This window comes from Actinomadura rubrisoli, from assembly GCF_004349215.1.
GTDB classification, from domain to species: domain Bacteria; phylum Actinomycetota; class Actinomycetes; order Streptosporangiales; family Streptosporangiaceae; genus Spirillospora; species Spirillospora rubrisoli.
On sequence record NZ_SMKU01000122.1, the window covers coordinates 1 to 24,824 of the forward strand.

23 protein-coding genes are annotated in these 24,824 nt (G+C 71.5%); 12 read left to right on the forward strand and 11 right to left on the reverse strand.

The features are described 5' to 3' along the window. Positions 1-50: 50 nt before the first annotated feature. The 3 genes from E1298_RS22380 to metG form a co-directional block, all read right to left on the reverse strand. The gene (locus tag E1298_RS22380) at positions 51-857 is read right to left on the reverse strand and encodes a cytochrome c biogenesis CcdA family protein (RefSeq protein WP_131896327.1); all 807 of its coding nucleotides are present in this window, start codon (positions 855-857) and stop codon (positions 51-53) included. Next, positions 858-1,409, reverse strand: a complete 552-nt coding sequence (locus E1298_RS22385) for a TlpA family protein disulfide reductase (protein WP_165975603.1) — start codon at positions 1,407-1,409, stop codon at positions 858-860. Positions 1,410-1,522: 113 nt separating this feature from the next. Then, on the reverse strand, positions 1,523-3,076 hold the full coding sequence (gene metG / locus E1298_RS22390) for a methionine--tRNA ligase (protein WP_131896331.1): 1,554 nt from the start codon (positions 3,074-3,076) through the stop codon (positions 1,523-1,525). A 481-nt stretch (positions 3,077-3,557) separates the two neighbouring features. Between metG and E1298_RS22395 the strand changes: the two genes are divergently transcribed. Together E1298_RS22395 and E1298_RS22400 are read left to right on the forward strand one after the other, a co-directional pair. Next, on the forward strand, positions 3,558-4,040 hold the full coding sequence (locus E1298_RS22395) for a SigE family RNA polymerase sigma factor (RefSeq protein WP_131896333.1): 483 nt from the start codon (positions 3,558-3,560) through the stop codon (positions 4,038-4,040). Continuing rightward, positions 4,037-4,987: a hypothetical protein gene (locus E1298_RS22400; protein WP_131896335.1), complete on the forward strand. Its 951-nt coding sequence runs from the start codon at positions 4,037-4,039 to the stop codon at positions 4,985-4,987. The genes E1298_RS22395 and E1298_RS22400 overlap by 4 nt, the downstream gene beginning before the upstream one ends. 108 nt (positions 4,988-5,095) lie before the next feature. Here the strand turns inward: E1298_RS22400 and E1298_RS22405 are convergent, their stop codons facing one another. Genes E1298_RS22405 through E1298_RS22415 form a run of 3 tightly spaced genes read right to left on the reverse strand, consistent with a single transcriptional unit; the run spans position 5,096 to position 7,098 of the window. After that, positions 5,096-6,052, reverse strand: coding sequence for a cyclase family protein (locus E1298_RS22405; RefSeq protein WP_243725736.1), 957 nt, complete (start codon positions 6,050-6,052; stop codon positions 5,096-5,098). 45 nt (positions 6,053-6,097) lie between these two features. Continuing rightward, a complete protein-coding gene (locus E1298_RS22410) occupies positions 6,098-6,289 on the reverse strand; it encodes a DUF397 domain-containing protein (protein ID WP_131896339.1) in 192 nt (63 codons plus the stop codon). Continuing rightward, on the reverse strand, positions 6,286-7,098 hold the full coding sequence (locus tag E1298_RS22415) for a helix-turn-helix domain-containing protein (RefSeq protein WP_165975604.1): 813 nt from the start codon (positions 7,096-7,098) through the stop codon (positions 6,286-6,288). Before E1298_RS22415 ends, E1298_RS22410 begins: the two co-directional genes overlap by 4 nt. Positions 7,099-7,209: 111 nt before the next feature. On the opposite strand from E1298_RS22415, the gene E1298_RS22420 reads away from it, so the two are divergent. From E1298_RS22420 to E1298_RS22435, 4 genes are all read left to right on the forward strand, one after another. Then, a complete protein-coding gene (locus E1298_RS22420) occupies positions 7,210-7,527 on the forward strand; it encodes a hypothetical protein (RefSeq protein WP_131896343.1) in 318 nt (105 codons plus the stop codon). A 189-nt stretch (positions 7,528-7,716) separates the two neighbouring features. Then, the gene (locus E1298_RS22425) at positions 7,717-7,944 is read left to right on the forward strand and encodes a hypothetical protein (protein ID WP_131896345.1); all 228 of its coding nucleotides are present in this window, start codon (positions 7,717-7,719) and stop codon (positions 7,942-7,944) included. A 386-nt stretch (positions 7,945-8,330) separates the two neighbouring features. Then, positions 8,331-8,639 (forward strand): hypothetical protein, encoded by a 309-nt coding sequence (locus tag E1298_RS22430; RefSeq protein ID WP_131896347.1) that lies wholly within the window; start codon positions 8,331-8,333, stop codon positions 8,637-8,639. Continuing rightward, entirely contained in the window at positions 8,636-10,177 is a 1,542-nt protein-coding gene (locus tag E1298_RS22435) for a solute symporter family protein (protein WP_131896349.1), read from the forward strand. The genes E1298_RS22430 and E1298_RS22435 overlap by 4 nt, the downstream gene beginning before the upstream one ends. Before the next feature lie 15 nt (positions 10,178-10,192). Here E1298_RS22435 and E1298_RS22440 read toward each other — a convergent pair whose 3' ends face one another. After that, entirely contained in the window at positions 10,193-11,353 is a 1,161-nt protein-coding gene (locus E1298_RS22440; protein WP_131896351.1) for a pentapeptide repeat-containing protein, read from the reverse strand. Positions 11,354-11,452: 99 nt separating this feature from the next. Here E1298_RS22440 and E1298_RS22445 point away from each other — a divergent pair, with 99 nt between their 5' ends. Together E1298_RS22445 and E1298_RS22450 are read left to right on the forward strand one after the other, a co-directional pair. After that, positions 11,453-12,277 (forward strand): hypothetical protein, encoded by an 825-nt coding sequence (locus E1298_RS22445; RefSeq protein WP_165975605.1) that lies wholly within the window; start codon positions 11,453-11,455, stop codon positions 12,275-12,277. After that, on the forward strand, positions 12,259-12,561 hold the full coding sequence (locus E1298_RS22450; protein WP_131896355.1) for a hypothetical protein: 303 nt from the start codon (positions 12,259-12,261) through the stop codon (positions 12,559-12,561). Before E1298_RS22445 ends, E1298_RS22450 begins: the two co-directional genes overlap by 19 nt. A 53-nt stretch (positions 12,562-12,614) precedes the next feature. Here E1298_RS22450 and E1298_RS22455 read toward each other — a convergent pair whose 3' ends face one another. From E1298_RS22455 to E1298_RS22465, 3 genes are all read right to left on the reverse strand, one after another. Next, positions 12,615-14,849 carry an FHA domain-containing protein gene (locus E1298_RS22455; protein ID WP_131896357.1) on the reverse strand — a complete coding sequence of 745 codons (2,235 nt, stop codon included), beginning with the start codon at positions 14,847-14,849 and terminating at the stop codon, positions 12,615-12,617. Then, complete coding sequence (locus tag E1298_RS22460; protein ID WP_131896359.1) at positions 14,846-16,666, reverse strand: protein kinase domain-containing protein; 1,821 nt, start codon at positions 16,664-16,666, stop codon at positions 14,846-14,848. The genes E1298_RS22455 and E1298_RS22460 overlap by 4 nt, the downstream gene beginning before the upstream one ends. A 210-nt stretch (positions 16,667-16,876) precedes the next feature. Then, complete coding sequence (locus E1298_RS22465; protein WP_131896361.1) at positions 16,877-18,091, reverse strand: geranylgeranyl reductase family protein; 1,215 nt, start codon at positions 18,089-18,091, stop codon at positions 16,877-16,879. 159 nt (positions 18,092-18,250) lie between these two features. Between E1298_RS22465 and E1298_RS22470 the strand changes: the two genes are divergently transcribed. From E1298_RS22470 to E1298_RS22485, 4 genes are all read left to right on the forward strand, one after another. After that, positions 18,251-19,102 (forward strand): hypothetical protein, encoded by an 852-nt coding sequence (locus tag E1298_RS22470; protein WP_131896363.1) that lies wholly within the window; start codon positions 18,251-18,253, stop codon positions 19,100-19,102. Further along, a complete protein-coding gene (locus tag E1298_RS22475; RefSeq protein ID WP_131896365.1) occupies positions 19,102-20,127 on the forward strand; it encodes a hypothetical protein in 1,026 nt (341 codons plus the stop codon). The genes E1298_RS22470 and E1298_RS22475 overlap by 1 nt, the downstream gene beginning before the upstream one ends. Before the next feature lie 181 nt (positions 20,128-20,308). After that, positions 20,309-23,395, forward strand: coding sequence for a hypothetical protein (locus E1298_RS22480; protein ID WP_131896367.1), 3,087 nt, complete (start codon positions 20,309-20,311; stop codon positions 23,393-23,395). Next, positions 23,385-24,059, forward strand: a complete 675-nt coding sequence (locus E1298_RS22485; protein ID WP_131896369.1) for a hypothetical protein — start codon at positions 23,385-23,387, stop codon at positions 24,057-24,059. The genes E1298_RS22480 and E1298_RS22485 overlap by 11 nt, the downstream gene beginning before the upstream one ends. Positions 24,060-24,122: 63 nt before the next feature. On the opposite strand, the gene E1298_RS48305 is transcribed toward E1298_RS22485, so the two are convergent. Further along, positions 24,123-24,824: macro domain-containing protein (locus tag E1298_RS48305; protein ID WP_207944777.1), on the reverse strand; the 702-nt coding region annotated here is incomplete at its 5' end.

The window sequence follows — 24,824 nt, forward strand, 5'->3', positions numbered from 1 at the left end:
GACAATCCAACTCCACCCCGCACCCCCTCCACCCAGCCCGGGGGAGCAGCCTATTTCAGGACGCGCCGGACCAGCGCCGCGGCGGCGGTCACGGCGAAGGCCCCGGCGATCCACCAGACGCCGATGGCGTCGAGCCGGCCGGTGACCTCGCCCTGGATCCGGGTGACCGTGCCGACGAGCGGGTCGTCGGCGGAGTCCCCGGCGTTCACGCGCAGCTCGTACCAGCCGAAGTAGGCGACGTAGACGCCCGCCGCGAGCAGGAAGGCGCCGCTGATACGCGAAACGTAGGGGAGCAGCGCACGGGTCTTGCGGACGGCGGCGTCCTGGGCGAGGGCGACCAGGAGCGACAGCAGGCCGACGACCACCCCCATGCCCAGCCCGTAGGCGGTGAAGGCGGCCAGCCCGTCCAGCAGGCCGCCGGTGCCCGAGACCAGGCCGGTGACGGCGAGGAACGGCGCGATGGTGCACGACAGAGAGGCCACGGCGTAGGACGCGCCGTACCCGTAGAGCGCGAGGAGCGAGTTGGACGGCCCGCCGACCTTCAGCCTCGGGAGCCGGACGAGCAGTTCCCGCCCGGAAATCAACCACACGCCCAGGCACGCGAGAACGCCGCCCGTGACGACGGTGACCCACGGAAGGTGCTGCTGGACGGGGGCGGTGGCCGCGCTGATGACGACACCGAAGACACCGAAGACGGTGACGAAGCCCGAGGTCATCGCCGCCGACAGGCGCAACGCGCGAAGCGTGCCGCCCGGTCCGGACACCAGCAGGGCCAGATAGGACGGAAGCAGGGCGAAGCCGCACGGGTTGAACGCGGCGACCAGCCCTGCCGCCAGGGCGAGCGTGATGTCGTCCATCTAGAGGGTGTGCCGGTCGACGAGCGAGGACAGCTTGCCCTCGTCCAATGGTCCGACCGCCGAATGCGTGCCTCCCCCAGGCTTCACGAACAGATAGGACGACTGGGACGTGATCCTGAAGTGCTTGTAGAGGGCGCCGGTCCGGTCATCGAGCTGCACGATCCCCGATGTTCCCGTCCGGGTGACGAACCTGTTCATCAGCTCCTTGTTCTTGTCGAGCCCGGCGACCCCCACAAAGGCGACCCTGTCCCCGTACTTCCGCGCGGCCTTGGCGACCGCCGGCCCCTCCGCCTGGCACTTGGGACACCAGGGCGCCCAGAACCAGAACACCACCGGCTTGCCGGCCAGGCTCGCCCCGTCGAACGCCCCGCCGTCCAGCTTGTCGGCCTGGAACCTCAAAAGAGCCGGCGCGCCCTTCGCCGGTGCCGAGCCGGCGACCCCAGAAGGCGAAGAGGCCGTTCCCACGGAAGTCGCGGCCTCGTCCGCGCCCTCCCCTCCGCAGCCGGTGAGGACGAGCGCCGCAGTGACGATGATCAGGCTGAACTGCTTCATGGCCTCACCGTAGATCCGCCCGTCCGGCAAGACCCTTACAAGCCGATGACGGCCGCTCCGCAGGGGGCCAGCCGACGCCGTGACCGAGGTTGCCGCGGCGTAACCGTCGCCGCCTACCCGCGGCGATCCACCGCCCCCTGGTCGCCGGTTTCCGGATCGTGCGCCGGTGCGGGCGTGGTCAGCCTCTGGAAAAGAGGTGAAGGCGCCGGGAGCCGTCCGTCCACAGGAGTGCACTGCCGGGTGACGCGGGCCGCGGCGTCCGGAAGGAAGGGCGTCAGGCATTCGGCGATCGTTCGGGTGGCCCGGAGAAGCGTGGCCAGGACGGCGTCCAGGTCGCGACCGGCGCGTTCGGACTTGGCCAGTTCCCACGGGCGGACGCGGTTGATGTAGCGGTTGGCCTCGTCGACGATGTCCCAGACCGCCGCGGTGGCCCTGCGGAAGTCGAAGGCGGCCAGAGCCGCGTCGATGAGCGCGGGCGCCCGGTGGATCGCCAGGTTGAGAGCTTCCGCGTCCGGGGCCGGGGCCTCGGTGGCAGGAGCGTGCCCGGCGCGGTAGCGGTGGATCATGCTGACGACGCGGTTGACGAGGTTGCCGAGCCCGTTGGCGAGTTCGCCGTTGGCGCGGCCGACGAGGCGTTCGGGCGTGAAGTCGGCGTCTCCGACGCGGGGCACCTCGCGCAGCAGCCACCAGCGGACCGCGTCGGTGCCGTACCGCTCCACGAGCGCGGCCGGGTCGATGGTCGCGCCGCCGGACTTGCTGATCTTGCGGCCCTCGACGGTGAGGTAGTCGTGCACCAGGATGTCGGTCGGCGGCACCTGCCCGGCGGAGAGCAGCATGGCGGGCCAGTAGACGGCGTGGAAGCGGAGCACGCCCTTGCCGACCAGGTGGACGCGGCGTTCGGCTCCCGTCCACCAGCGCCGCAGGTCCGCGTCGGCGGTGCCGTAGCCCAGGGCGGTGAGGTAGTTGCCCAGCGCGTCCCACCACACGTAGATCACCTGGCCCGGGTCGCCGGGCACGGGGATGCCCCAGCCGCGGGCCCGGACGGTGGACCGGGAGATGGAGAAATCCTCAAGGCCGCCGGCGATGAAGGAGAGGACCTCGTTGCGGCGCTCGGCGGGCTCGATTCGCAGAGTGCCCGTGCCGATGAGGTCGCGCAGGCGGTCGGCGTAGCGGGACAGGCGGAAGAACCAGTTCTCCTCGGAGACGCGCTGGAGCTCGGTGCCGTGGTCGGGGCAACGGCCCCCGTCCAGCTCCGCCGGGGCGTAGAACTGCTCGCAGCCCACGCAGTACAGGCCCTCGTAGTGCCTGCGGTAGAGATCGCCCGCGTCGGCGCAGGCTCGCCAGAAGCGCTCCACTCCCGTCCGGTGGCGGGGATCTCGGCTGGTGCGGATGATGTCGTCGACCGCCAGTGACAACGGCCCGGCCAGGGCGGTGAACGCCGCCGCGTTGCCGTCGACGAACTCTTGGACGCCGACCCCGGCGGCCTCGGCGGCCAGCACGTTCTTGAGCGAGTTGTCGTCGGTGCCCGTCTGGAACCTGACGTGGTCGCCGCGCAGGCGGCGATGGCGGGCGAGCACGTCGGCCTGGACGAGCTCCAACGCGAAGCCCAGGTGAGGACGGGCATTGACGTAGGGAATCGTGGTGGTGATGTAGGTGTGCGCGGTCATGGGAACCTCCCAGTGGAAAGGGGCTCCGACCGCGGACAGGAATCGAGGCCCCATATCGAGGGCCTCGGAAACGATCATCCGTGCGGTATCAGCGGCCCCGTGAGCGGGGCATCATCACCGGACATACGGACGTGTTCACAAGCCGCATGCTAGCCGACGCGCACCAGCGCCGTCCTGCCCCTTTTGCGCGCCCAAGGCGAAGTCGTCGTCTTCCGACAGGTCGAGACCCAGGTGGTCGGCACGCGACACCCCAGATGGTCCTGGTGGATCGCACCGGCCACGACGTCGGGTGCAGTCACCATGGCTCGTCCTCCAACTCGTCCTACGTCGCGGGCCGGCTGATTGTGGCGGGCGGGGGCGGGCGGAGCGCTCACCGGCCGTCAGCCGCCGGCTCGACCACTCGCTGTCCGAGGGGGAATCTGGAAGTGATGGGCAACCATTGAGGGCGGTGCACCTATCTAGGGGGCAGGAGGTCGCCCTCATGAGCATAGAGTTCGAGGAGTTCGTCCGAACACGGACTCCGGCGCTGCTTCGCTCGGCCTATCTGCTGACCGGTGATCAGCAACTGGCCGAGGATCTGGTGCAGTCGGCGTTGGCCCGTACGCACAGATCGTGGGCCAAGCTCCACCGGGTGGGGAACGCCGAGGCCTACACCCGCAAAGTCCTGTACCACCTGCAGGTCGCCTGGTGGCAACGTCGCCGGTTCCGGGAAGGCCCTCTTGAGGGTACCGATCCCGCCGGTCCGTCCGTGGACCACGCCGTCCGGCTCGATCTTCAGCGGGCGCTGCTGCAGCTCCCCCCACGCCAGCGCGCCGTGATCGTGCTGCGCTTCTTCGAGGACCGCACCGAGGCCGAGACGGCGCGGCTCCTCGAAATCTCCGTCGGCACCGTCAAGAGCCAGACCACCAAGGCCCTCGCCCGGCTGCGCCGCCTCACGGCGGTGGAGGAGGTGTTCACCCGATGAACGATCTGCGTGACGAACTGCACACCCTGGCCGGCCATGCCGCCCCAGCCGATCTACTGGACCGTGCCTACGCCACCTCCCGTAGGATCAAGCGCCGCCGCCAGGCCTTGGTCACCGGCGTCGCCGGCGGCCTCGCCGCAGCCGTGCTCTTGGGCTTCACCTCCTTCGGCGGAACGACCTCCACAGACGACAAGGTCGACCCGCTGGCCACTCCTACCGCTTCGGCCACCCCACCTGTCCTGCCGAACATGAAGCCGTTCGTGCCACCCGCCACTCACGGCGGCGGCCGCACGACCGTGCCCGTGGTCCTCCAGGACGGCACCGAGGTCCGGTTCAGCTACCCCTCCGGCCTGGGTCTGCGGTTCTCCAAGATGGAGACCGGATTCAACGGCACCGACCTGAACGTCGGCCTGAACGCCGCCACTGTCATCAAAACCGGTTCCCGGTACGTCCGGAACGTGACCGACGCGAGCGGGCAGCAACTGGAGTTGTGGAGGGAACCCAAGAAGCCGGGCAGTGAGCATGACGCCGACCTCTACTCGGTACGGGTCGGCAATTGGTTCGTCACCCTGGCCGACGTGGTCAGCGAGACCGACCCCGACCCGTCCTTCCCCGAGCTGCGCCGGGTGACCTTCTTCATCGACCCCCAGGGTTTCCTCAGGGTCTCCGGGGACCCGGTGGCCAAGGTCAAGCCGAGCAGCGCCAACGACTCCGCCGAGATGGGGCCCGTCGCAGAACTGGCCGTCCAGGGCTCGGAGATCAAGACCCTGTTCATCAACCGAGTGAGCGACTGCATCGGCGCCAACCGGGATCGAGAAGGCGAACTGAGCAGCCTCATGGTGTGCAAGGACGGCGCAGCGGTCCACGTCGTCGGCCGCAAGAGCGACGAGGACTGGATCAAGCAGGTCAAGAGCGGACTGCGGATCGAATCCGTCAGAACACCCTGACCACCACAGCGGTACCGGGGAACTGCAAGCGCGGGCGGTTCCCCGTATCGCCGCGCCTGGGACAGTCCGCTCCGCTCGCATCATCTCGCGCGAACCGGAGGCCCGCGGTCAGAATGTGGCGATCGGGTTGACCGGGCTGCCGGACGTACCGGCGAGGCGGACCGGCGCGACTGTGAGGTGGAAGTCCCACTGGCCGAGTTCGGCGGCCGTCGTCGCGCACGCCTCCAGGTCGCAGTTGTCGAGCATCCACAGACCCATCGCGACGAGGCTCACGGCGTGAACCGGCATCAGCACGTCGTCGTACCCTGACGGCTGAACGTCCTGGGGGGTGTCGGCGCCGATCAGCGCGACCTCGCGTTCGCGCAGCCACGGCAGGCAGGACGCGTGCCAGCCGGCCTGCGTGATACCGCCTGACGCACCACCCTCGTGCCGGGCGCGGCCACCGCCGGTCCGCAGGAGTACCGCATCACCGGATCGCACTCGCACACCCTGGCGACGCTCGGCCTCCTCCAGGTCGTCGGGGAACACTCCCTCTCCCGGTTCCAACCACGGCACGCCTCGGACCGCAGCGATGTCCAGCAGGACACCACGCGTGATGATCCCGCTCGCCGCCGCCGTGACGGCCGCCCACGCCGATCCCGTTTCGGCGTCGACCAACGAGTGCGACCGCCCGTTGTACATCGTGCCGTCCCAGAAGATGTGGCACGGTGAGTCGACGTGGGTGACGGAGTTGTTGTGGAACATGATGCCGAGATGCTCGTTCGAGAAGCCCCACCGCCGGTCGTTGCGGAACCCGGCCACCGGCATGTTCTCGGCTCCCGGCATGTCGGCGGCGCACGGGCATGACGTCGTCGACCGCTCCATCTCCGCCGGTACGGCGATCTCCCATCCGCACGACACGCTCCTGCCGTGGCGCACGGCACGCGCCGCCGCCAGCCGGACGTCGTCGGTGATGAGGTTCAGGGTGCCGAGCTCGTCGTCGTCGCCCCACCGCCCCCAGTTCGAGAGCGTGTTGAAGTAACCGAGCACGTCGTCCTGCGTGGGCATCGGTCGCACTGCCGTCATCCCAGCATCAACTCTCCTCCGGTGACGCGCGAGCAAGTGCAGCGACTAGGCCGCGTCGTGTGCTCCGCGCTTGATGTCGGCGAGCAGCTCACGGAAGCTTGCGGTGGGGAGTGCGATCTTGGGCCCGTGCGGGTCCTTGCTGTCGCGCATGCCGATGGTTCCAACGAGGTCCGCAACCTCCACGCAGTCGGAGTTGCCCGAGGTGCCGCTGTGACTCGACTTGCGCCAAACGCTCATGCGTACTTCTCCAATTCAGCCACCAGGAGGGCCTGAGACGGTCCGACTGGGGCGGCTACGTCGCCTATCCAGTCGTAGCTTACTGCGACCTCCTGAACGTCGTACGGGTCCATGAGAAACCGGCCTCGCGTCGCTGCTTCGGTGTACGCGACGTCGCGGTCATCGACCGTGAGGAGCTTGAATGAGCCGTCCAGGCCCGGGTGCGCCCCGGCGTGCCGCTCGACGACCCGGATGCTGATGTGGGGAAGCTTGCTGAGTTCGATCAGGTGGGCGAACTGCCCTCGCATGACCTCTGGGGAGCCGACCTGCTGGGCCAAGACCACCCAGTTGAGGAACGCGGTCACGCGCGGGGGTCTCGGCTTGTCGAACACGGATGCCTGTCGGCGCATTCGCCGATCAAGATCCGCGTCCGGATCGTCGTTGGTTCCAGCGGTTAGCGCCGCATTTGCGTAGTCACGTGTTTGAAGCAGCCCAGGGACAACCGACGTTTCCCACATCCGGATGCGTGTCGCCCGGGCCTCGTAGTCGGCGAGGTTGACGAGCCAGTCGCCCTCGTCTGCTCGCTCGGCAAAGCCGATCAGGTCCATGAACATCCCGTTCGTGTTCCACTCGCGGTCGATGATCTTCGCGTGGTCACGCTTGAGCTTGAGTGTGTTGGACTCGTAGCGGGAAACGGTGGAACGATCACAGCCCAGGAGATCGCCTAGCGCCTGCCCTGACATCCCATGCGCTTCACGGTAACGGCGCAGGTGAACCGCGATGAAGTGCCAGATCGAACCTCTCGGGTCCAGTGAGTCCCGCGCGTGCATGAGCCCTCCTCGCTTGTTGCGATGCGTTCTGGAACGTAGCGAGCTTAACCACAGCGGGTTCATTCTGGGGAGTGTTCGAAAGAAAAGGCGACGGCCCGTGGAGGTCTGAAAATGGGCATCTTCCTCGAATACCCACGCTTCCCGCGAATGGGGCGGGAACGGCTGCGTGGGTACATCTCCGACCTTGATCGGGCGGTGTCCCTGTGGCCTGACCTGGCGTGCGGCATCGTCCGGCCGGAGGGTGATACCGCGCTCAACGTCATCCGGCTGGGGGCGCCGCGCCGCTTCGTGGAGATCACGGCCGTGGACGCGCTCGGCAGAACGTGGTTCGCCTGGGCCGGCGACGGGGAACTGATCGGAACCGTCGATGACGTTGACGGGGTCGTGCGCAAGATCGCCGATGAACTCGGTTCAGTGGTTCAGGGGTGATCGCTTTCGGCTCGGCCATTCCCGCCGAGCGGCTGGCGTCCATGCTGCTTTTGCTGGTCGCGTACGGAGCCGCGTGTGGATTGTTCGGCGGCTTTGTGGGCGCATTGCTGGTCAGCCGCCGTCGCCACAATCACAGGAAGGCACGTCATGCCCTCAGACCGCGAACCATTCAGGAACCGTCCCGACAGCATGGAGCGACTCGCTCGCGCGCTCGCAGGCGTCAGTGTTGACCTTGCCGACGAGCGGGCAAAGGCCGCCCGCATTCATCAGGCGTACAAGGACGCCATGCTTCGCCATGGCCTGCTCGGAGGCACGGTGCAGCTGATCACCGCGTCCGCGAACGAGTGGCTCGCCGCCAACGTCCCCACTGCGGTGCCGCTGATCATCGCCGCCCCGACTGACCCTCCAGGCGGGTAACCCCGAGTCGCCTGCGCAGGGGTCAGGGAGTCCCTTGCGCAGGCCGGCCCCCGGCGTGCGAAGGATCCCCCCGGCGCCGGGGGCGGTGTCCGGTACAGGGCCACTCCGGTTAGTCGTCCCGGAAGGTAACGGCGGCCGGGCACACAGGTGGGCCCCCGGGTTGTAGGCGCCCCGGGGCCCATCGTCTATGGGGCCTCTACCTGCGCTTATTGCGTTGGATGGAGCCGGACGGTCACGGGGTGGTGAGCTTGCGAGCCGTAGGGGCCGGGTCACGGTGTGTTCCGGTCGTTGGAACGAAGGGCTTTCGCCCTCGGTTCGTATATGTTTTCATATATCAAATCCGGTCTGTGTGGTACGGCCTGGATTCGCCGAGGAGGTGCCTTTCGATGACCCACCCCCATGAGCACCGAGAAAGCACGCCTGACCTGAAGGAAAGCTCCCACGAAAACGACGGGTTCGCCGAGCATGACGCGGCGATCCGGCAGCACAAGCGGGTGGTCCTGGGAGCGGCCGGGGTCACCGTCGCCGCGTTCATGACCTTTCCCGTCCTGGCCTCGTTCACCGGGGTGTTCGACGGTGTCGCCAACGGGGTCGGCGCCGGGTACGTCGCGGGGCTGGTGGTGATCCTGCTGCCGGTGATCGGCGCGGTCGTCTACCGCGCATGGACGTCCCGCATGGAAGGGGGCGAGCGGTGAACGGCACGGCGGTTCTCATCGTCTCCGTCCTCATCCTGGTGACGCTGGCGCTGACGTTCTACGCGGCCCGGCGCAACAAGAGCGCCGACGACCACTACGTGGCGGGCGGACGGGTGAGCGGCTGGCAGAACGGGCTGGCCCTCGCCGGGGACCAGCTCTCGGCGGCGTCCTTCCTCGGGATCACCGGGGCGGTGGCGCTGACCGGGTTCAGCGGCTTCTACCTGGCCGTCGGGGTTCCCGCCGCCTACCTGCTGATGCTGCTCGTGATCGCCGAGCCGCTGCGCAACCTCGGCCGCTACACCCTCGCGGACGCGGTGGCGGCGCGGTTCGAGGGACGGGGGCTGCGCACCGCGATGGCGGTGGCCGGCCTGGTGATCAGCATCATCTACATGGTGATCCAGTTCGTCGGGGCGGGGCTGCTGGCGCAGCTGCTGCTCGGCGTGGGCTTCCCGACCGCTGTGATCGTCATCGGCGTGCTGATGACCGTCTACACCATCCTGGGTGGGATGGTCGGCACGACCTACATCCAGATCTTCAAGGCCGTGCTGCTGATCGTCACGGCGCTGACGCTGCTGGTGCTGGTGACGGCCGAGACCGGTGGCAACCCGATCGGGTCCATGCAGGACGCCGCGGCGCGGTTCGGGGACGGGGTGATCGCCCCGCACCACGGCGACACCCTCAAATCGGTGGACACGGTGTCGCTGACGCTGGGCATGGTGCTCGGCATGATGGGCCTGCCGCACATCATGGTCCGCTTCCTGACCGTCCGGGACGGCCGCGCCGCGCGGGACTCGGCGCAGGTCGCGATGTGGATCTTCGCGGCGTTCTTCGCGGCGCTGCCCATCTTCGGGTACGCCGCCCTCAACGAGGTGGGCCGCGCCGACATCGTGGCCGACAACAAGGCGGGCAACCTCGCGGCGCCGCGCCTGGCGGAGGCGGTCGGGGGGAACCTGCTGTTCTCCATCACGGCGGCCGTGGTGATGGTGACGATCCTGGCGGTGCTGGCGGGTCTGGCCATCGCCACGTCCGGCGCCATCGCGCACGACCTCTACACCACCGTCCTCAAGCGCGGGGAGGTCTCGCCCCGGCGCCAGCTCGTCGTCGGACGGCTCGCCGGGGTCGCCGTGTCCGTGGTCGCGATCCTGCTCGCGCTGTGGGCCAAGACCCTCAACATCGCCTTCCTCGGGAACGTGGCGTTCGCGGTCGCCGCGAGCACGACGATGCCGGTCCTGGTCCTGACCATCTACTGGCGGGGCCTGAACCGGATCGGCGCGGTCGCCGGGCTCGTCGGCGGGCTGGTGGCGTCGGTCGGCCTGGTCCTGGCGGGACCCGATGTGATGGGCGATTCGCACCTGTTCCCCCTGTCGATCCCGGCGCTGGTGTCGGTGCCGTTCGGGTTCCTGTGCGCGTGGGGGGCGAGCCTGGCCACCCGCGGCAACGCCGACGCCGCGGGCAGCCCGTACGACGAGCTGGCCAGGCGCGCGTTCCCCGTCCGGGGACGGCGCGCCGTCCGGCCCGTCCCCGAGACGTCCGCCTGAACGCGGCTTCCTCGGCTACTGGCTGCTCGGAGGGAGGAGGAGGCCCGGCGCGGAGGGCGGCAAGGCGAGGGCCGCGGGATCGACTCCGGTCACGGCCCGCAGATCGACCTCGCCGCCCTCGAACCGCGCGTCCTCGAACGTGATGTCACCGCTAAGGAATTGCGCGTCTCCGAAATACGCCTTTCCCGCGGAGAAGCGGATGTGGTCGAACCAAGTCCTGGATCCGGCGAATCGCGCCTTGGGGAACCAGACCTCCGCGCCGCAGAAGTGCGTCCAGCCGAATGACACCTCGCCCCCAGAGAAGTTCGCGCCGACGAACCAGACCACGCCTCGCCGGAACGTCGCACGCTGGAAGGCCAGTTCGCCGCCGAGCAGTTCGATGTTGGCGAAGATCACTTCGCCTCCCGAGAATTCGGCGTTGTGGAGCCACACGTTGCCGCGGATGATCCGGGCCTCGTTGAACGTCATGACGCCGCTGGGAATCTCGATACCGAAGAAGGGGACGTGGCAGTCGATCACCGCACCGGTGAAGTCGAAGTCGTGGCCCGCCCAGGACGGGCTCGCCCCGGCTCGCAGGTGGGAGCCGATGACGCTCCAGATCGTCCGGCGGACTTCGCGCATCGACCGCAGGCGGATGAGCCGCTCCACGGTGGCATCGGGAGGGGGATCGTCTTCATAGGGCATCCGCAGGTACGCGCAGAGCACGTCGATACAGGTCTGGCGGCCGGAGGGCCAGTCGTCGGCCAGCCCGGCGAGGGCGTGGACACCCGCCAGCCGGACCGCCGCGCTCTCGTCTCCCAGTTGGCCGCACGCCGCGGCGAAGCGCTCGTTGAACAGCCGGGTCCTCTCGCGGCCTTCCTTCGCGTGCTCCAGCCGGGCGGTCGCCTCCGTCACGCGCTGCCGCCGGTAGGCCACCACCAGGGCGATCACTCCGCCGATCCCGGCGATCGACGCGAACGCGAGCTTGATCACGTCCAGGAGCTGCTTGAGGGTCACGGTGCGGGAGGGCTGGAGTTCCGGGGCCCCGAGGACGGCCAGGGCCACCGCCACCAGGCCGGCCGCCCCGGCTGTGGCCAATACCAGGGCCCCGGCCAGCGCCGCGCCGATCGGTACCAGGCGTGCTCCGTCCGCTTCCCCGGCGGCGGGGGTCGGCGGGTGAGCGGGATTGTGTTGCATCGCGGCTCCCTGTGTCCCATCCCGAGGTAGCGTGCGGGGGCACCACCCCTGAGACTCGGCGGGGAACGGTCTGGTTTCCCGTGGCGATTGGTGATTCCCATGGACGACGTGCCGGCGTCTCTTGACGAACTTGTCGCGGTCGAGGTGTCCGCGGCCGACGGGGTGCCGAGGCGCTTGGACGTCGGAGAGAGGCTCGTGTTCGGGCGCGGGCCGGGCGTTGACCTGCCGCTCGGCGAGGACAGGTTCACGTCGCGGCGGGTGGGCGAGGTCGCGGTGCTCGCGGACGGTGTGCGGATCGTGAACCTGAGCCGCAAGCAGGCACTGCTCGTCCAGGCGGGGCCGGGGGAGCCGGTCCGGTTGCCGGCGCTGGTGCAGGGGTCGCACGACGGCGGGCATCTGCTCCGCGCGGGCAGCGCGCTGGTCGGGTCGGCGCGGATGCTGGAGCAGCGCCTGGCGGTGCACGTGGTGGTGCCGCCGGTGGCGCCGGGCGAGATCGAGCCGCCGCCGTACGGGATCAGCACCGAGGCCAGGGTGCGGATGAACCTGGAGACGCGGGAGTTCATGGTGGCGCTCCTGCTGTGCCGTCCGTGGCTGGAACGGCCCGACCGGATCGGGCGGCTGCCGTCCCAGCCGGAGCTCGGACGGCTCGCCCTGGAGACGGCGAACGCCCACCACCTGCTCCGGAGGATCGACGCGGACGCCGAGAGCCGGGAGCGGTTCCACCGGAAGATCCACGATCACGTCAAGACGCTGCGGGGCAAGCTGGCCCGGCACGGCCTGGTGCCGGCGGAGGAGGTCGTGGGGCACAGCGCCATCGTCTCGGCGCTGCTGCATTTCGACGTCATCGGCCCGCGCCATCTGGCGCTGCTCCAAGACGAGCACTGGCTCTCGGTGCAGGAGAACAAATGGTGGAACTGCATGTGAGAAATCCACTCCCCGATCGGGGAGCGGACGTTCAGCCACTATTTCCCGATGCTGGGAAGCGTCAATTCGGCGTGGAAGGCGAGGGAAAAATGGTGGCGGAAATACTGCTGACCGCGATGGGGGCCGCGCTGCTGCTGATCGCCGCGGCGGCTCCCGGGCTGACGACGGCGGAGCGGTGCCAGCTGGCCCTGGTGGGAACGGTGACGATCGTCAACACGCTCTGCGGCGGCGTGCCCATGGTGGTCGGAGTGATGGCGCTGCGGGCGAAGGTGGCCGAGCGGTGATCGCGGGATCGGCGCCGGCCGGTGGCCGGCGCCGATCCGGCGCACCGGCCTCCTCACCGGCGCAGCCGCCAGAGCGTGACGGCGGCCGCCGCCAGGCCGAGGCAGACGAGCACCGCCGCGCTCAGCGTCCAGGCCGCGGGGCCGTGCCGCCACAGCGCGTCGGACGTCCCGTCCGCGTCGAGCCCGGCCGTGGCGGCCATCGCGGCGTACCCCCAGCGGGCGGGCATGAGGACGGCGGAGACGGCGAGCACCCGGTGGCCGCCGACCGGCGCCAGCCCGCCGCAGAGCAGCAGTTGCAGCAGCACCGCCACCGACACGGGGAGCCGCACCGCGTCGGCGGACGGGCAGAACGTCGATATCGCCATCCCGAGCAGGCCGCACGCGAGCGTGACCAGGGACAGCGCGACGGCGATCTCCAGGGCCGGGAGGCCGAGGAGGACCGCGTCCGCCGGTCCCGGCCGTGCCAGCACGACCAGCGCCGTCGCCGCCACCGCCTGCGCCGTGAAGAAGGCGCCGAACAGGCCCGCCTTGGCCAGCAGGTACGCCTCGGGCAGCAGGCCCGCGGCCTGCTCGTGCCGGTGGACGTGCCGCTCCCCGGCCAGGTCGCGCGCCGGCAGGTAGGCGCCGGCCGCGGCCATCCCGACGACGAGGACCAGCAGCATGCGCGTCGCGGCGCCGTCCGCGTCCGGACGGGCGGCCAGGCCGTCCGCGCCGCCCACCCCGATCGCGATCAGCCCGATGAGCAGCGGCAGGGCGATGAGCGTGCCGGCCTTGGGCAGGTCGGTGGCCAGCAGCCGCAGGTGCCGCCGGGAGACGATCCTGGCCTGGTGCAGCAGCCGCCGCCGCGTGAAGGGCACCGGCGTGGCCTCGACGGGCGCGGGGGCGCCCGCGGCCGCGTCGCCGAGCAGGCCGGCGCGGGCCGCGGCGACCGTGGACAGGCTGTCGAAGATGTCCGCCCAGACCGCGGAGACGAACCGGCGGTGCAGCCCGCCGGGCGGCCCGTAGTACGCCTCCTGGGCACCCGGCGCGAGGACGAGGACCGAGTCGCACTCGGTCAGGTCGCCCGGCTCCCGGGTCGCCATGACCACGTGCCGGCCGCCGTCGGCGAGCTCGCGGAGCAGCCGCATCATGCCCCGGGCCAGGCCGGGGTCGAGGCCCGCCAGCGGCTCGTCCACGAGCACCAGGGACGGGGCGGTGAGCAGCTCGCCGGCGATGGCGAGCCGCCGCTGCCGGTCGACGGTCAGCCGCGCGACGCGGCGGTCGGCGTCGTCGGCCAGGCCCACCTCGGCCAGCGCGTCCAGGACGGCGGCGTCCCGCTCGCGCGGGTCGGTGTCGATCGGCAGCCGCAGGTCGGCGGTGTAGCGGAGGGCCTGCCGCACGGTGAGCCCGGGGAAGGTGACGGGGTCCTGCGGGACGAGGCCGATGCGGGCGCGGACCTCGGCGTTGGCGTGCACGTCCTGGCTCTGGTGGCGGATCCTGCCCGAGACCGGGCGCCGCTCGCCCGACAGCAGCCTGAGCAGGGTGGACTTGCCCGCGCCGGACGGTCCGACCACCGCCAGCAGCGCTCCCGCGCGCAGCCGCAGGGTCAGCGCCGGGGCGGACGCCTCGTCCCGGGCCCCGGGCAGGACGACCAGGTCGTCCACCGCCAGGCCCGTGTCGGTGCCGGGAAGGAAGTGCAGCCGGTCGCCGACGCGGACCAGCCGGGTGCGCCCGCAGGTCAGCAGGTCGCCGTCGCGCAGGGGCGCGCGCTGCGCGATCGGGTTCCCGTTGACGAAGGTGAGGTTCGCGCTGCCCAGGTCCTGGACGAGGTGCCCCTGCGGCCCCACCAGGATCCGGGCGTGCACGCGGGAGACCAGCGGGTCCTCCAGGACGACGGTGTTGTCGCGCGCCCGGCCGATCGTGAGGCGGTCGCGCAGCGGCACCGGCTCGCGGGGCGGGGCTCCGAGGTCGTGCGTCGCGCCCACGTCGGCGTCCTGCGGCGTGACCAGGAACTCGACCGTCGCCCCCGCGTGCCGGTCGCCGAGCCGGACCGACAGGCCCTCGGTGATGGGACGGGCGGTCAGCCGCGTCCCCTCGTGCCATGTGCCGTTCGCGGTGTCCAGGTCGTGGAGCACCCAGCCGTCGTCGTGGGTCAGCTCCAGATGCCGCCGGGACACCTGGGTGTCGGTGAGCACCACGTCGCAGTCGGCGGCGCGGCCGATCAGCACGCGCTCGCCCGGGTCGAACGCGTGCGACCGGCCGTCCGCCGTCACGGTGAGGCGGCCCGGCCGCGGCGCGGCGCCGTTCATCCGCCCGAGGGGGACGGGGACGCCGTCGAGGGCGGCACGTACCCGGCGGCCGCGACGAGCTGCCCGTCGCCGATGACGAGGGTCGCGCCGGGGCAGTTCAGGCCGTCGAGCCCGGTGAAGGTCCAGCGCAGCGTCAGCCGCAGGACCCCGGTGACGTCGACGTCGAGCTCCTTGAACTTGCCGAGGGTCGTGGTGACCGACTTGAGCTTGCGGGCGTCGCCGTAGAACTCCAGCGTCGCCTGGGCCTTGCCCGCGGGCGAGTCGTCGTCGATGCCGGCCACGCCGACGAGCTGCTTGTAGTTCTGGCCGAGGTCGTACTCGGCCGTTCCCTTCTCGCCGCTGCTGCACGAGCTGCCGGTGATGCCGACGGCGTGGAGCTGGGGGCGGCCCGACAGCCGGTAGTCCGTGGCGTCGGTGCCGGTGGTCAGGTCGTCCTCGCCGGAGGTCGGCGTCAGCTCGTCCAGGTACTGGGTCGCCTGGCGGGACGACACGGTGAGCTGCAGCGTGGGCGGCAGGTCCGAGCCGGGCGGGGGATTCTGCCGGAGGACGACGCCGTCGGGCTGCCCGGCCTGGGCCTGCTCGCGGACGATCTGGAGGGAGGTCGTCGGGGGCAGCAGCGACCTCGCCTGCGCCTCGGGCATGCCGGTCAGGTCGGGGACCTTGCCGGGTCCGTAGGACGGACGGGGGCTGGTGGACGCCGCCGTGGGCCGGCCGGGGGCGAACTCCGCGGACTCGCCCAGCGACGACGGAGCCGCGGCGGGCTGCCTGGGGTCGTCATCGGCGGGCCGCATCACCGCGTACGCGGCGGTCCCGACGATCGCCACCAGGACGACGGCGGCCGCCGTGACGGCCAGCGCGCGGCCCCGGCGACGGCGCCCGGCGGGACGCACGGCCTCGGTGCCCTCGGGCCGCGGCGGGTGCGTCGCCATCGAGACGTCGGTGAGGACGCTGTGGACCCGCGCGACGGCCTCGGGCGGCTCGGTCAGCGTCGGCGCGGCGGGGAGCTGGTGCAGGTCGCGGGCCAGCGCCTCCAGGAGGATCGCCACGCGCGCGGCCGGCGCGGGCCGGTCGTCCGGGTCCTTGGCGAGCAGGCCCTCGATCAGCTCCCACAGCGGATCGGGGATCTCGGGCGGACGGCCCGGCGCGGCGCTCCCGTGCCGTTGCAGCGTGACCAGCGTCGACCTGTCGGCGAACGGCGTCACCCCGCAGCACATCTCGTACAGCGTGATGCCGAGCGCGTAGAGGTCGGTGGCGGGGACGGCCGACCTGCCGTCCGCCAGTTCCGGGGCGATGTAGGGCGCCGTCCCGACCAGCATCGTGGACTTGCTGCTGGTCTGCTCGGCGATCCGGGCGATCCCGAAGTCGGTGAGCCGCACCGCCGGGGGTGTGCTGCTCATGTCGAGCAGCACGTTCTCCGGCTTGATGTCGCGGTGCACCACGCCCGCCTCGTGGATCGCCGCGAGCGCGCTCGCGGCCTCGGCGGCGATGCTGCACGCGTCCCCGGGCCGCATGGCGCCGTGCTCGCGCATCGGCTTGCGCAGGTCCGACCCCTTGATCAGGTCCATGACGATCGCGAGCGTGTCGCCCTCGGCGACCAGGTCGTGGACGCGCACCAGGTGGGGATGGCGGATGCTCTTGAGGATCGAGTCCTCGCGCAGGAAACGCTGCCTGGTCTCGGCATCGCGGGCGAGGGTGTCGTGCAGGACCTTGAACGCGTACTCCTGCCCCTCGTGCGTGCGCCCGCGCCACACTTCCCCGGTCGCCCCCCGGCCGAGCACCTCTTCGAGGACGTACAGGCTCCCAAGAGGACGTTCCACAGTGGACTCCCACAGATCGGCAGGACAGAGAAGGCCTTCGACTGTAGAGGCGCAAAAGCGCACAAGAAGGAAAACCGTGAGACCGTCGGGAAACCGCGTGTTTCGGCCGCGTGACCGCGTGTTTAAGGCACGACGTAAAACGAATAAGATCGTTTAGCCGCTGAATGTGTTTCACCTATGCGGTGGTGCCCCGGCGTCAGGAGGACGGCGTCAGGAGGACGGCGTCATGCGGGCCAGGGCGTGCGCGAGGCGGTCGGTGGCCGTGGCTCCGCGCGGGTCGGTGAGGTTGCCGAGCAGCTTGATCGTGAATCGCATGAGCGCGGGACGGGACATGCCCTGCCGGGTGGCCATGCGCATGATCCGCGGGTTCTCGATCGCGCTGACGAACCAGCGGCCCAGCGTGAAGTGGCCGCCGTGCGCGGCCTTGAGGGCGCGCGGGTAGGAGGCGAGGAGCCGTTCGGCGCGCGCGGCGTCCGAGGAAGGCCCGAGGGCCTGGACGATCGTGCCGGCCGCGATGCGCGCCGCCTCCATGGCGTACGCGATGCCCTCGCCGTTCATCGGATTCACCATGCCGCCGGAGTCGCCGACCAGGACGAGCCCGGGGCGGTAGTGCGGCTGGCGGCTGAAGCCCATGGGCAGCGCCGCGCCCCGCAGCGGCCCGGTCGCGTTCTCCTCGGTGAAGCCCCATCCTGCGGGCAGCGTCTCCAGCCAGCGGCGCAGGAGGCGCCGGTAGTCGGCGTGCGCCTTCGACAGCAGCGCGACGCCCACGTTGCAGGTGCCGTCGCCGACGCCGAACATCCAGCCGTACGCGGCGGGGCCCAGGTCGAGCCAGGTCTCCAGGTGGTCGTCGTCGTGGCGGGGGCCGCGGAAGTAGCGCCGTGCCGCGACGCCGATCGGACGGCCGGCGCGCGGGCGCATGCCCAGCGCGACGGCGAGGCGGGAGGAGGCGCCGTCGGCGGCCACGACCAGGCGTGCCGTGTGGGTCCCCCCGTCCGTGGCGACGCCGATCACGCGTCCCGTGCGGTCGTCCGTCAAGGGGGCCGTGACCTTGGTGTTCTCCACCAGGGCCGCGCCCGACCGGACGGCGTGCCGGGCGAGGGTCTCGTCGAAGTCGCGCCGGGGGCGGACGAGCCCGAAGGGCGGCAGGTTGGTCAGCTCGGACCACGGCATCTCCAGCGTGCGCCCGCCGCCGACGAGCCGGAGGCCCCGGCTGCGGAACCATCCGGGCGCGTCGATGTCGACGCCCAGCGCCATCAGCTCGTGGACGGCGCGCGGGGTGAGGCCGTCCCCGCACACCTTCTCGCGCGGGAACGCCGACTTCTCCAGCACGCGGACGTCGAGCCCGGCCCGGGCCAGGTAGGACGCCACCGTCGAGCCGGCGGGGCCGGCCCCCACCACCAGGACATCGCTCTCGGTCGAGGTCACAGCCCGATGCTGCCCCGGCGCGCACCGTCCCTAAACACGCGGCGGCCGATAGTGCGAATGGTGATATTTACATCAAGGGTCGTGATGGGGTCGAAGGCGAGCATATAGCTCCCTGAAACCGTCGTAGAGTGCTCCACAACGTGACGGACGGGGTAGGGGATGCTCGATCTGATAAGCGAGTTGCAAAGGACCTCGACGGCCCGCTGGGAAGAGGACGCTTTCGAGGGCCACCACGCGACCGGCGCTCTTCCGGGGGGCGGGAAGCCCCGGCCGCGCCTGCTGTACTGCAAGGCGATCCTGTCGTGCCTCGCCGAGCTGGAGCCGGACGCCGATTTCGCCACCGTCCAGATCACGCGTGCGGATATGAACGGCAAGACGGGCCACCAGGGGAACGCGACCCTCTACTCCACTTTCGGCAGGCAGGCTCGGCGGTCGCTGGTGCGGCGTCTCGGCGACGGCGGGTTGGGGGGAGTGCTCGGCGGACGCGACGTCGTGGGCTACGCCGTCGCCGAGACGAAGATCTGGAGCCATCGGCCCCACCGGGAGGGATGGCTGGCCGCGCTGGACGACGCCGGCCACGTCTCGCGCCGCTTCGCCGCCGAGACCCTGGTGCGCGTCCTGGCCGACTGGGCCGCGCGCAACCCCCGGCTGGCCCGGATCGGCGCGCACCTTCCGCCGCTGACCGCGGTCGAGGACCTGTGCGTGGTCTCCGGCGGGCACGCCTCGCCCGCGCGGGCGGCCGGGTTCCTCGCCACCACGCTGCGCACGGCGTCCGAGCTCCACGGGGCCTCCGCGCTCGCGGTGCTCAACGTCGTCCACAGCGAGCTGATGGAGGTCCTGGCCATCGGGGACGCGGACCACGTCGACGAGCTGACGCGCGGGGTGAAGGCGCAGCTCTCGGAGATCGAGTACCTGTGGCAGCGGCTCGACGCGTGCGGGCGGGAGCGGCTGGCGAGCAGGCTCCAGCCGATGCTCGGCGACCTGAACCGGCGGATGGAAAAGGACGAGTGATGCGCGAGACGAGCGATCCGGCCGGCCCCCCGCTCAGCCATGCCGAGGCGGGGCTGGCGGCGCGCCACGAGACCCTGCTGCACCGCGCCGAGACGTCGGGGGACTACAGCGGCCTGGAGCGGCTGCACGCCGACGCCGTCCGCGAGCTGGGCCCGGGCAACAGGATGGTCTTCCTCGTCGAGTGCGGGCTGGAGGAGATGAAGAGCCGGTCCCGTCCGCTCACCGAATCGGTCGAGGTCCTGGACGCGCTGTGGGAGCGCGCGCGGGCGGCGCTCTCCCCGGACGACCACACGCTGATGCTGATCCGCGCGTATCGCGCGCGCTACCGCAGGCGGCGCGGGCGGAGCGAGGACCTGGAGGCCGGGGTCGAGGCGTACCGCAGGCAGTGGCGCGAGCGCTGCGAAGCGCTGACCAGGGACCACTACCGCACGCGGATCATGCACGCCAACCTCGCCCTCGCGGTGCGCGACCGCGATGGGGAGGGCGACCTTCCCGAGGCGCTGCGCATGCTCAGAGAGGAGGCCGCGCACCGCTCGGACCGCTACGGGGAGCAGCATCCGTTCACCTGGATCGTCCGCTCGATCCTGGCTCAGACGCTGGTGCGGTCGGCCGAGCGCGCCGCGGATCTCGGGGAACGGGCGCGCCACGCGCTGGAGGCCGAGGCCATCGCCGATTCCCTGGTCGACAGGCGGAGCCTCAGATTCGGCGTGGCGGACATCTCGACCTTGCGGGCCAAGCTGGTCCACGCCCACGCGCTGCTTCTGCTCGGACGGGCCGGCGAGGCGATACCCGAGATCCAGCACGTATACCTGCGGACCCAGCGGGAGCGGATCCCCCTGGAGCCCGGCTGGACCGAGTCGCTGCTGGCCCGGGCGGAGCTCGCGGTGGGCGCGCCGTCCGAGGCGCTCCACTGGGCCGAGGAGGCCCAGCGGCTCAAGGCGGCCTACTACCCGCTGGACAGCAGACAGGTGATCGAGGCCGGCCGCCTCGTGGACGATCTCCGCGAGCGCGCCCGCCGCAGCTGATTCCATCAATGCCATTGATCGCATGGAATCCTCGAATTCCATCCAATCGAGGATTCTCGTGGAATCGATTGCGAGCCGAATTCGTCTTGCCATGTCTCTCCTCTCCATGCCAATATCTTGATCGCGGGTCCGCCTTTCCGCGGGGTATTCGGGGTTCACGGCGTGATACAGGGGAGATCGGATGGGCGACGCATCGCTCGATCGGGAGATCACGTCGCTGCGGGAGCGGATCGCCGAGTCCAGGCCGGGGGACGTTGCAGACGCGGCCTCGTCCACCGGCCTGGACGCCACGGCGGGCCGGACCGCCTGGAACCGGATCGCCTGGAAGCTGTGCCGCCTGCTCCTGATCCGCTATGTGGAGCGCGGCGGCGACCCGGCGGACCGGGACGAGGCCGTCGACATCGTGCGGAGGGTCGCCGGTGCGTCCCCCGCCGTCCCCGACGCGAGGGCCGCGACCGTGAGCACGGTGCTGGGCGTCCTGCTCGTCCTTCGGGTCATGCCCGCGGAGCTGATGCGGCCGGGCAGGCTGGAGATGTCCTCTGTGCTGCGGCTCTTCTCCGGGTGGCGGCCCTCCGCGGGGGCGGCGGCCGAGCAGGACCTGGACGACGGCATCGTCCATCTCACGCGCGCGATGGACGCCGGCGCCCTCCCCGCCAGGCTCAGGCCCACGGTGCAGGGGCTGCTCGGAGCCGCCTTCATGCTCAGGGGGACGTCACGCGGCGACGCCAAGGATATGGAACGTGCCCTCGCCCTCATGTCGGAGGCGATTCCGGGCCTGTCCCCAGGACGTGCGCCCGGACCGGCCGGCGCGATGAACGGCGCCGCGAGCGGTGCGGCGAACGGCGTGGCGAGCGGTGCGGCGAACGGTGCGGCGAACGGCGTGGTCGGCGTACCGGACAGGCCCGGCCTGATGCGGGCGCTGATCGGGATGACCGCCGACGAACTGGCGCGCATCGACGGATCCGGTGCCGGTGGACGCGCCGCCGCCCTTCCCCGCACTGACCACGCCTTGGAAACGCTGGGCAAGGCGTGGGCAGCCCTCGGAGACCATTCGTCCGGCGCGTTCGTGGCCGCTGAACTGTGCGCCATGCTCGCCCGGCGCGCGCACCTGGCGGGACGGTACGCGGATCTGAACGAGGCCTGGAAGCACGTCGCCAACGCGCTCACGGCGATGGAGCAAGACGACCATCTGCTGCGCCACCATCCGGTGTACGACGACTTCCTCCGGACCCTGGCCGGGATGACCGTGTCGAGCGCGGCGCTCACGTTCGACCACGAGAAGATCGACGCCCTCGTGGACCTGGGCCGCCGCGTGACGGCGCGGCCCGGCACCGATCCCGGGACCAGGGCCAGGGACCATTTCCTCGCCGGGACGGCGATGGCGCTGCGCGGGCTGCGCGACGGCAGCCGCGCCGACGAGGCCGCGGCGATCGACCAGCTCCGCCGGGCCGCCGAGGGCCTGCCGCCGGGGGACGACATCGCCCTGAGCGCCGTCGGCGTCCTCGGCGGCCTGCTGTTCGACCGGCACGGCCGGGCCCGGAACCCGGCGGCGGCCGACTTCTATTTCGCCCGGGCCTCGGAGATCCTCAGAAATTGCGCGATGGAAGGGGACGGCCTCGATTCGACGGAGGAACTCGCCGTCCTCGGGATGGGCGCCTACGTCCGGGCCGTGCACGGCTGGCGGACGGCCGACGCCGAAAGGCTGGACGAGGCTCTTCGCGAACTCGGCCCGCTTGTGCGCCGGATGCCCGACGACTTCCCCTCGCGCGGCGGGATCCACTCCATTCTGGGTATCGCGCTCGTCGTGCGCGCCTTGCTCCGGGGGGAACTCGACGGCGACAACGAGGGGCTCGGCATCCTGGAAGAGGAAGCGGAACGGGCCGCGGCCGATCTGCTCTCCGGGAGAACAGAAGGCCCGGGGGCGCACGGCCTGGGGGCGCACGGCCCGGCGGTGGACATCCCCGGCCCGCTCGTCCGCGGCGGTTACGCGCTGATCGCGCGGACCCTGCTCACTGGCGACGACGCGCGGCTCGATCGCGGGATCGAGCTGCTCGGGCTCTCCCTGGAGGCGCACCGCGGCGGCGGCGCGATGCCGGTCGGGAGCGGGCGCCTCCACGGCGCCCTGGGCTCCGCCCACCTGGCCCGGCGTGCGCGCCGCGCCGGTCGCGGTGAGGACGGCGACGCCGACTTCCGGGCCGGCGTCCACCACCTGGAACGGGCGCGCGAACTCCTGAAAGGCAGGCCCGGCGACCCGGCCAAGGCCGCCGTCCTGGGGCAGCTGGCCCGCCTGTACCGCGAGCGCGGCGACATCGAAGAGGCCGTGTCGGCGGGCTTCGCCGCGCTGGGCGCCTACGCCGACGATGTGATGCTGCGGGCCGGACCCGAGAGCGCGCGGGCGGTCGCCCAAGGCGCCGCCGATCTCGCCCACGTCTTGGCCGGCTGGTGCCTGGCCGAGGACCGGAGGCGGGACGCGGTCGCCGCGCTCGAACTCGGCCGCGAGCTGGTCGTGCACACCGCGACCGAGACGCGCGGCCTCCCGGAGATGCTCGACGCCCTGGGACGGGCCGGGGCGGCAGCGGAGTGGAGGGCCTATTTCGCCAAGGCGCCGAGGGCCGGCGGGAAGGCCGCGGAGATGCTCGGTGAGCTGCTGGATCTGGAGCCGCCGGACGATCTGCGCGAACACACCCTCGGCCTGCTGCTGGACGGGACCGGCGTGGTGCCCTTCCATGCCGTCCCGTCAATGGCCGAAATGGCGGCCGCACTCCGCGCGACCGGTTCCGACGCCCTCGTCTATTTGATGTACGGCCCGGACGGAACGAGCGGCCGTGCGCTCGCGGTCCGCGCGACCGGCGAACTGTCCTCTCTGGAACTGCCCTCCCTGAATACCGGAAGGAAAGGGCTCCTGGTCTCGTTCGCCGAGGCGAAATCCGCCCTGCGGCAGGCATGCCCGGCAGAGCACGGCGAGGCGTTGTCGCGATTCGGCGTCGCGCTGCAATCGCTGTGCGCCTGGGCGGGAGAGGTGGTCCGCCCGCTGCTGGACCATGTAGACGGCTGGGGCCTCGGACGCGAGCCGCGGTTGACGCTGGTGCCGTACGGCGACCTGGACCTGGTGCCCTGGCACGCCGCGAGGCTCGGCGCGGGACCCCGCGAGGTGATCCTCCGCCAGGCGGTGATCACCTACCGCGCGTCCGCCCGGCACCTGGTCGACGGCGCGGCGCGGCGCGCGTTCGCCCTCCAGGGACAAGGAGTGATCACCGATGCCCATTGAGCACGCGCTCGCCGCGCTGCGCGACCACTGGTCCGACGTCGCCGCGCGGCTGGACGAGGCGTCGCTCGCCACGCTGGTCGCGCTGGTCGGCGAGTACGACGACGCCGACGCCGACGGCCGGCTCGACATCGCGCTCGAACTGGTCATGGACCTCGGCGAGATGCTGCCCGCGAGCCACCCGGTGCGGCGCGCCCTCGCCCAGGGGGACATGCTCACGCGCGGGTCGGCGACGTCCGACCCGGCGGAGGTGCTCGGGCTCTTCGACAACCTCTTCGCCGACCTGGCCGAGTGCGCCGGGGCGGCGTCCGCGCTCGACCGGGCGGTGCGCGAGACCGAGGCCCGGCTGCTGGAGAGCCCGGCGTTCACCGCACGCGAGCTCCGGGACCTCGGCCGCGATCCCGCCGATGCGGCACTGATCAGGCTGCCCGGTCCGGCGGGGGAGCAGCGGCTGCCCGCCTTCCAGTTCGACGAGACCGGCGCGCCCCGTCCCGTCGTCCTGCGGATCAACGCGCTGCTCGGCGCCGACCTCGACCCCTGGGGAGCGGCGAGCTGGTGGCTCGACCGCGACGCCCGGCTGAACGAGGCCCCGTCCCGGCTCATCGGAAACGTGCCGGACGACGACCTCGTGGCCGTCGCGATGGCCGTCGTCGAGGCCGGCGAGTGAGCGGCCGCTGGTCGGCCTGCGCGTGAGCGGCCGCGGGCCTGCCGGCGAGTGAGCGGCCGCGGGTCAGGGCGGGCCGTGGCCGAAGCCGTCGATGACCGCGGCGGCGCTCGCCGGTGACCGCGTGATGATGTGCAGGTCCCATTCCCGTGGCCGGAGATCTCCGAGGCGCGCCTCCCGTTCGATGGACGACCACAGCCAGGCGAAGCTCTCCGCCGGGTCCACCTGCCCGCGCCCCGCGCCGAACAGGGGGAAGGCGATCCGGCGCAGCGGCGGCGTGAACAGCCGCCGTTCGCGGACGGCCACGCGGAAGACGTTGTGCACGCCCCGTCCCACCGACTCGGGCCCGACGCGGTACGTGGTGCCGTCGGCCTCCGGGATCGCCACCGCCGCGTGGTAGATGCGGCGCACGCCGGAATGGCGCAGCTCGCCGGGACCGGTCGCGGCCACGGTGCCGGGCGCCACGGGCAGCCCGTTGCCGGAGTGCTCCCGCTGCCACTGGACCAGCTCGCGGTGGACGGTGTCGTCCAGGAGCTCGCCGGACTCGCCCAGCCGCGCCCCGGCCCGGCGCAGCGCGGCCGACAGCGTGTTGTGGAAGCGCTTGGACATCTCCAGGTAGGTGTTCTCCGACGAGACGATCACGTCCACGCCACTGATCATCTCGACGGGTTCCACGTGCAGGGTGAGCGGTATCGCGCCGTCCAGCGACACCACCGCGGGCGGGGTGGGCGCCTGGACCCGCGCCTCGGCGAAGGGCGGCGCGGGGGC

What these genes read in the sequence shown, in the direction of transcription:
- E1298_RS22475 (WP_131896365.1), top strand. Translation starts at nt 19,102, where the DNA reads ATGCGCGAGACGAGCGATCCGGCCGGCCCCCCGCTCAGCCATGCCGAG.
- E1298_RS22470 (WP_131896363.1), top strand. Translation starts at nt 18,251, where the DNA reads ATGCTCGATCTGATAAGCGAGTTGCAAAGGACCTCGACGGCCCGCTGG.
- E1298_RS22485 (WP_131896369.1), top strand. Translation starts at nt 23,385, where the DNA reads ATGCCCATTGAGCACGCGCTCGCCGCGCTGCGCGACCACTGGTCCGAC.
- E1298_RS22400 (WP_131896335.1), top strand. Translation starts at nt 4,037, where the DNA reads ATGAACGATCTGCGTGACGAACTGCACACCCTGGCCGGCCATGCCGCC.
- E1298_RS22450 (WP_131896355.1), top strand. Translation starts at nt 12,259, where the DNA reads ATGGTGGAACTGCATGTGAGAAATCCACTCCCCGATCGGGGAGCGGAC.
- E1298_RS22445 (WP_165975605.1), top strand. Translation starts at nt 11,453, where the DNA reads ATGGACGACGTGCCGGCGTCTCTTGACGAACTTGTCGCGGTCGAGGTG.
- metG (WP_131896331.1), bottom strand. Translation starts at nt 3,076, where the DNA reads ATGACCGCGCACACCTACATCACCACCACGATTCCCTACGTCAATGCC.
- E1298_RS22380 (WP_131896327.1), bottom strand. Translation starts at nt 857, where the DNA reads ATGGACGACATCACGCTCGCCCTGGCGGCAGGGCTGGTCGCCGCGTTC.
- E1298_RS22415 (WP_165975604.1), bottom strand. Translation starts at nt 7,098, where the DNA reads ATGCACGCGCGGGACTCACTGGACCCGAGAGGTTCGATCTGGCACTTC.
- E1298_RS22440 (WP_131896351.1), bottom strand. Translation starts at nt 11,353, where the DNA reads ATGCAACACAATCCCGCTCACCCGCCGACCCCCGCCGCCGGGGAAGCG.
- E1298_RS22455 (WP_131896357.1), bottom strand. Translation starts at nt 14,849, where the DNA reads ATGAACGGCGCCGCGCCGCGGCCGGGCCGCCTCACCGTGACGGCGGAC.
- E1298_RS22405 (WP_243725736.1), bottom strand. Translation starts at nt 6,052, where the DNA reads ATGACGGCAGTGCGACCGATGCCCACGCAGGACGACGTGCTCGGTTAC.
- E1298_RS22395 (WP_131896333.1), top strand. Translation starts at nt 3,558, where the DNA reads ATGAGCATAGAGTTCGAGGAGTTCGTCCGAACACGGACTCCGGCGCTG.
- E1298_RS22420 (WP_131896343.1), top strand. Translation starts at nt 7,210, where the DNA reads ATGGGCATCTTCCTCGAATACCCACGCTTCCCGCGAATGGGGCGGGAA.
- E1298_RS22425 (WP_131896345.1), top strand. Translation starts at nt 7,717, where the DNA reads ATGGAGCGACTCGCTCGCGCGCTCGCAGGCGTCAGTGTTGACCTTGCC.
- E1298_RS22480 (WP_131896367.1), top strand. Translation starts at nt 20,309, where the DNA reads ATGGGCGACGCATCGCTCGATCGGGAGATCACGTCGCTGCGGGAGCGG.
- E1298_RS22410 (WP_131896339.1), bottom strand. Translation starts at nt 6,289, where the DNA reads ATGAGCGTTTGGCGCAAGTCGAGTCACAGCGGCACCTCGGGCAACTCC.
- E1298_RS22385 (WP_165975603.1), bottom strand. Translation starts at nt 1,409, where the DNA reads ATGAAGCAGTTCAGCCTGATCATCGTCACTGCGGCGCTCGTCCTCACC.
- E1298_RS22430 (WP_131896347.1), top strand. Translation starts at nt 8,331, where the DNA reads ATGACCCACCCCCATGAGCACCGAGAAAGCACGCCTGACCTGAAGGAA.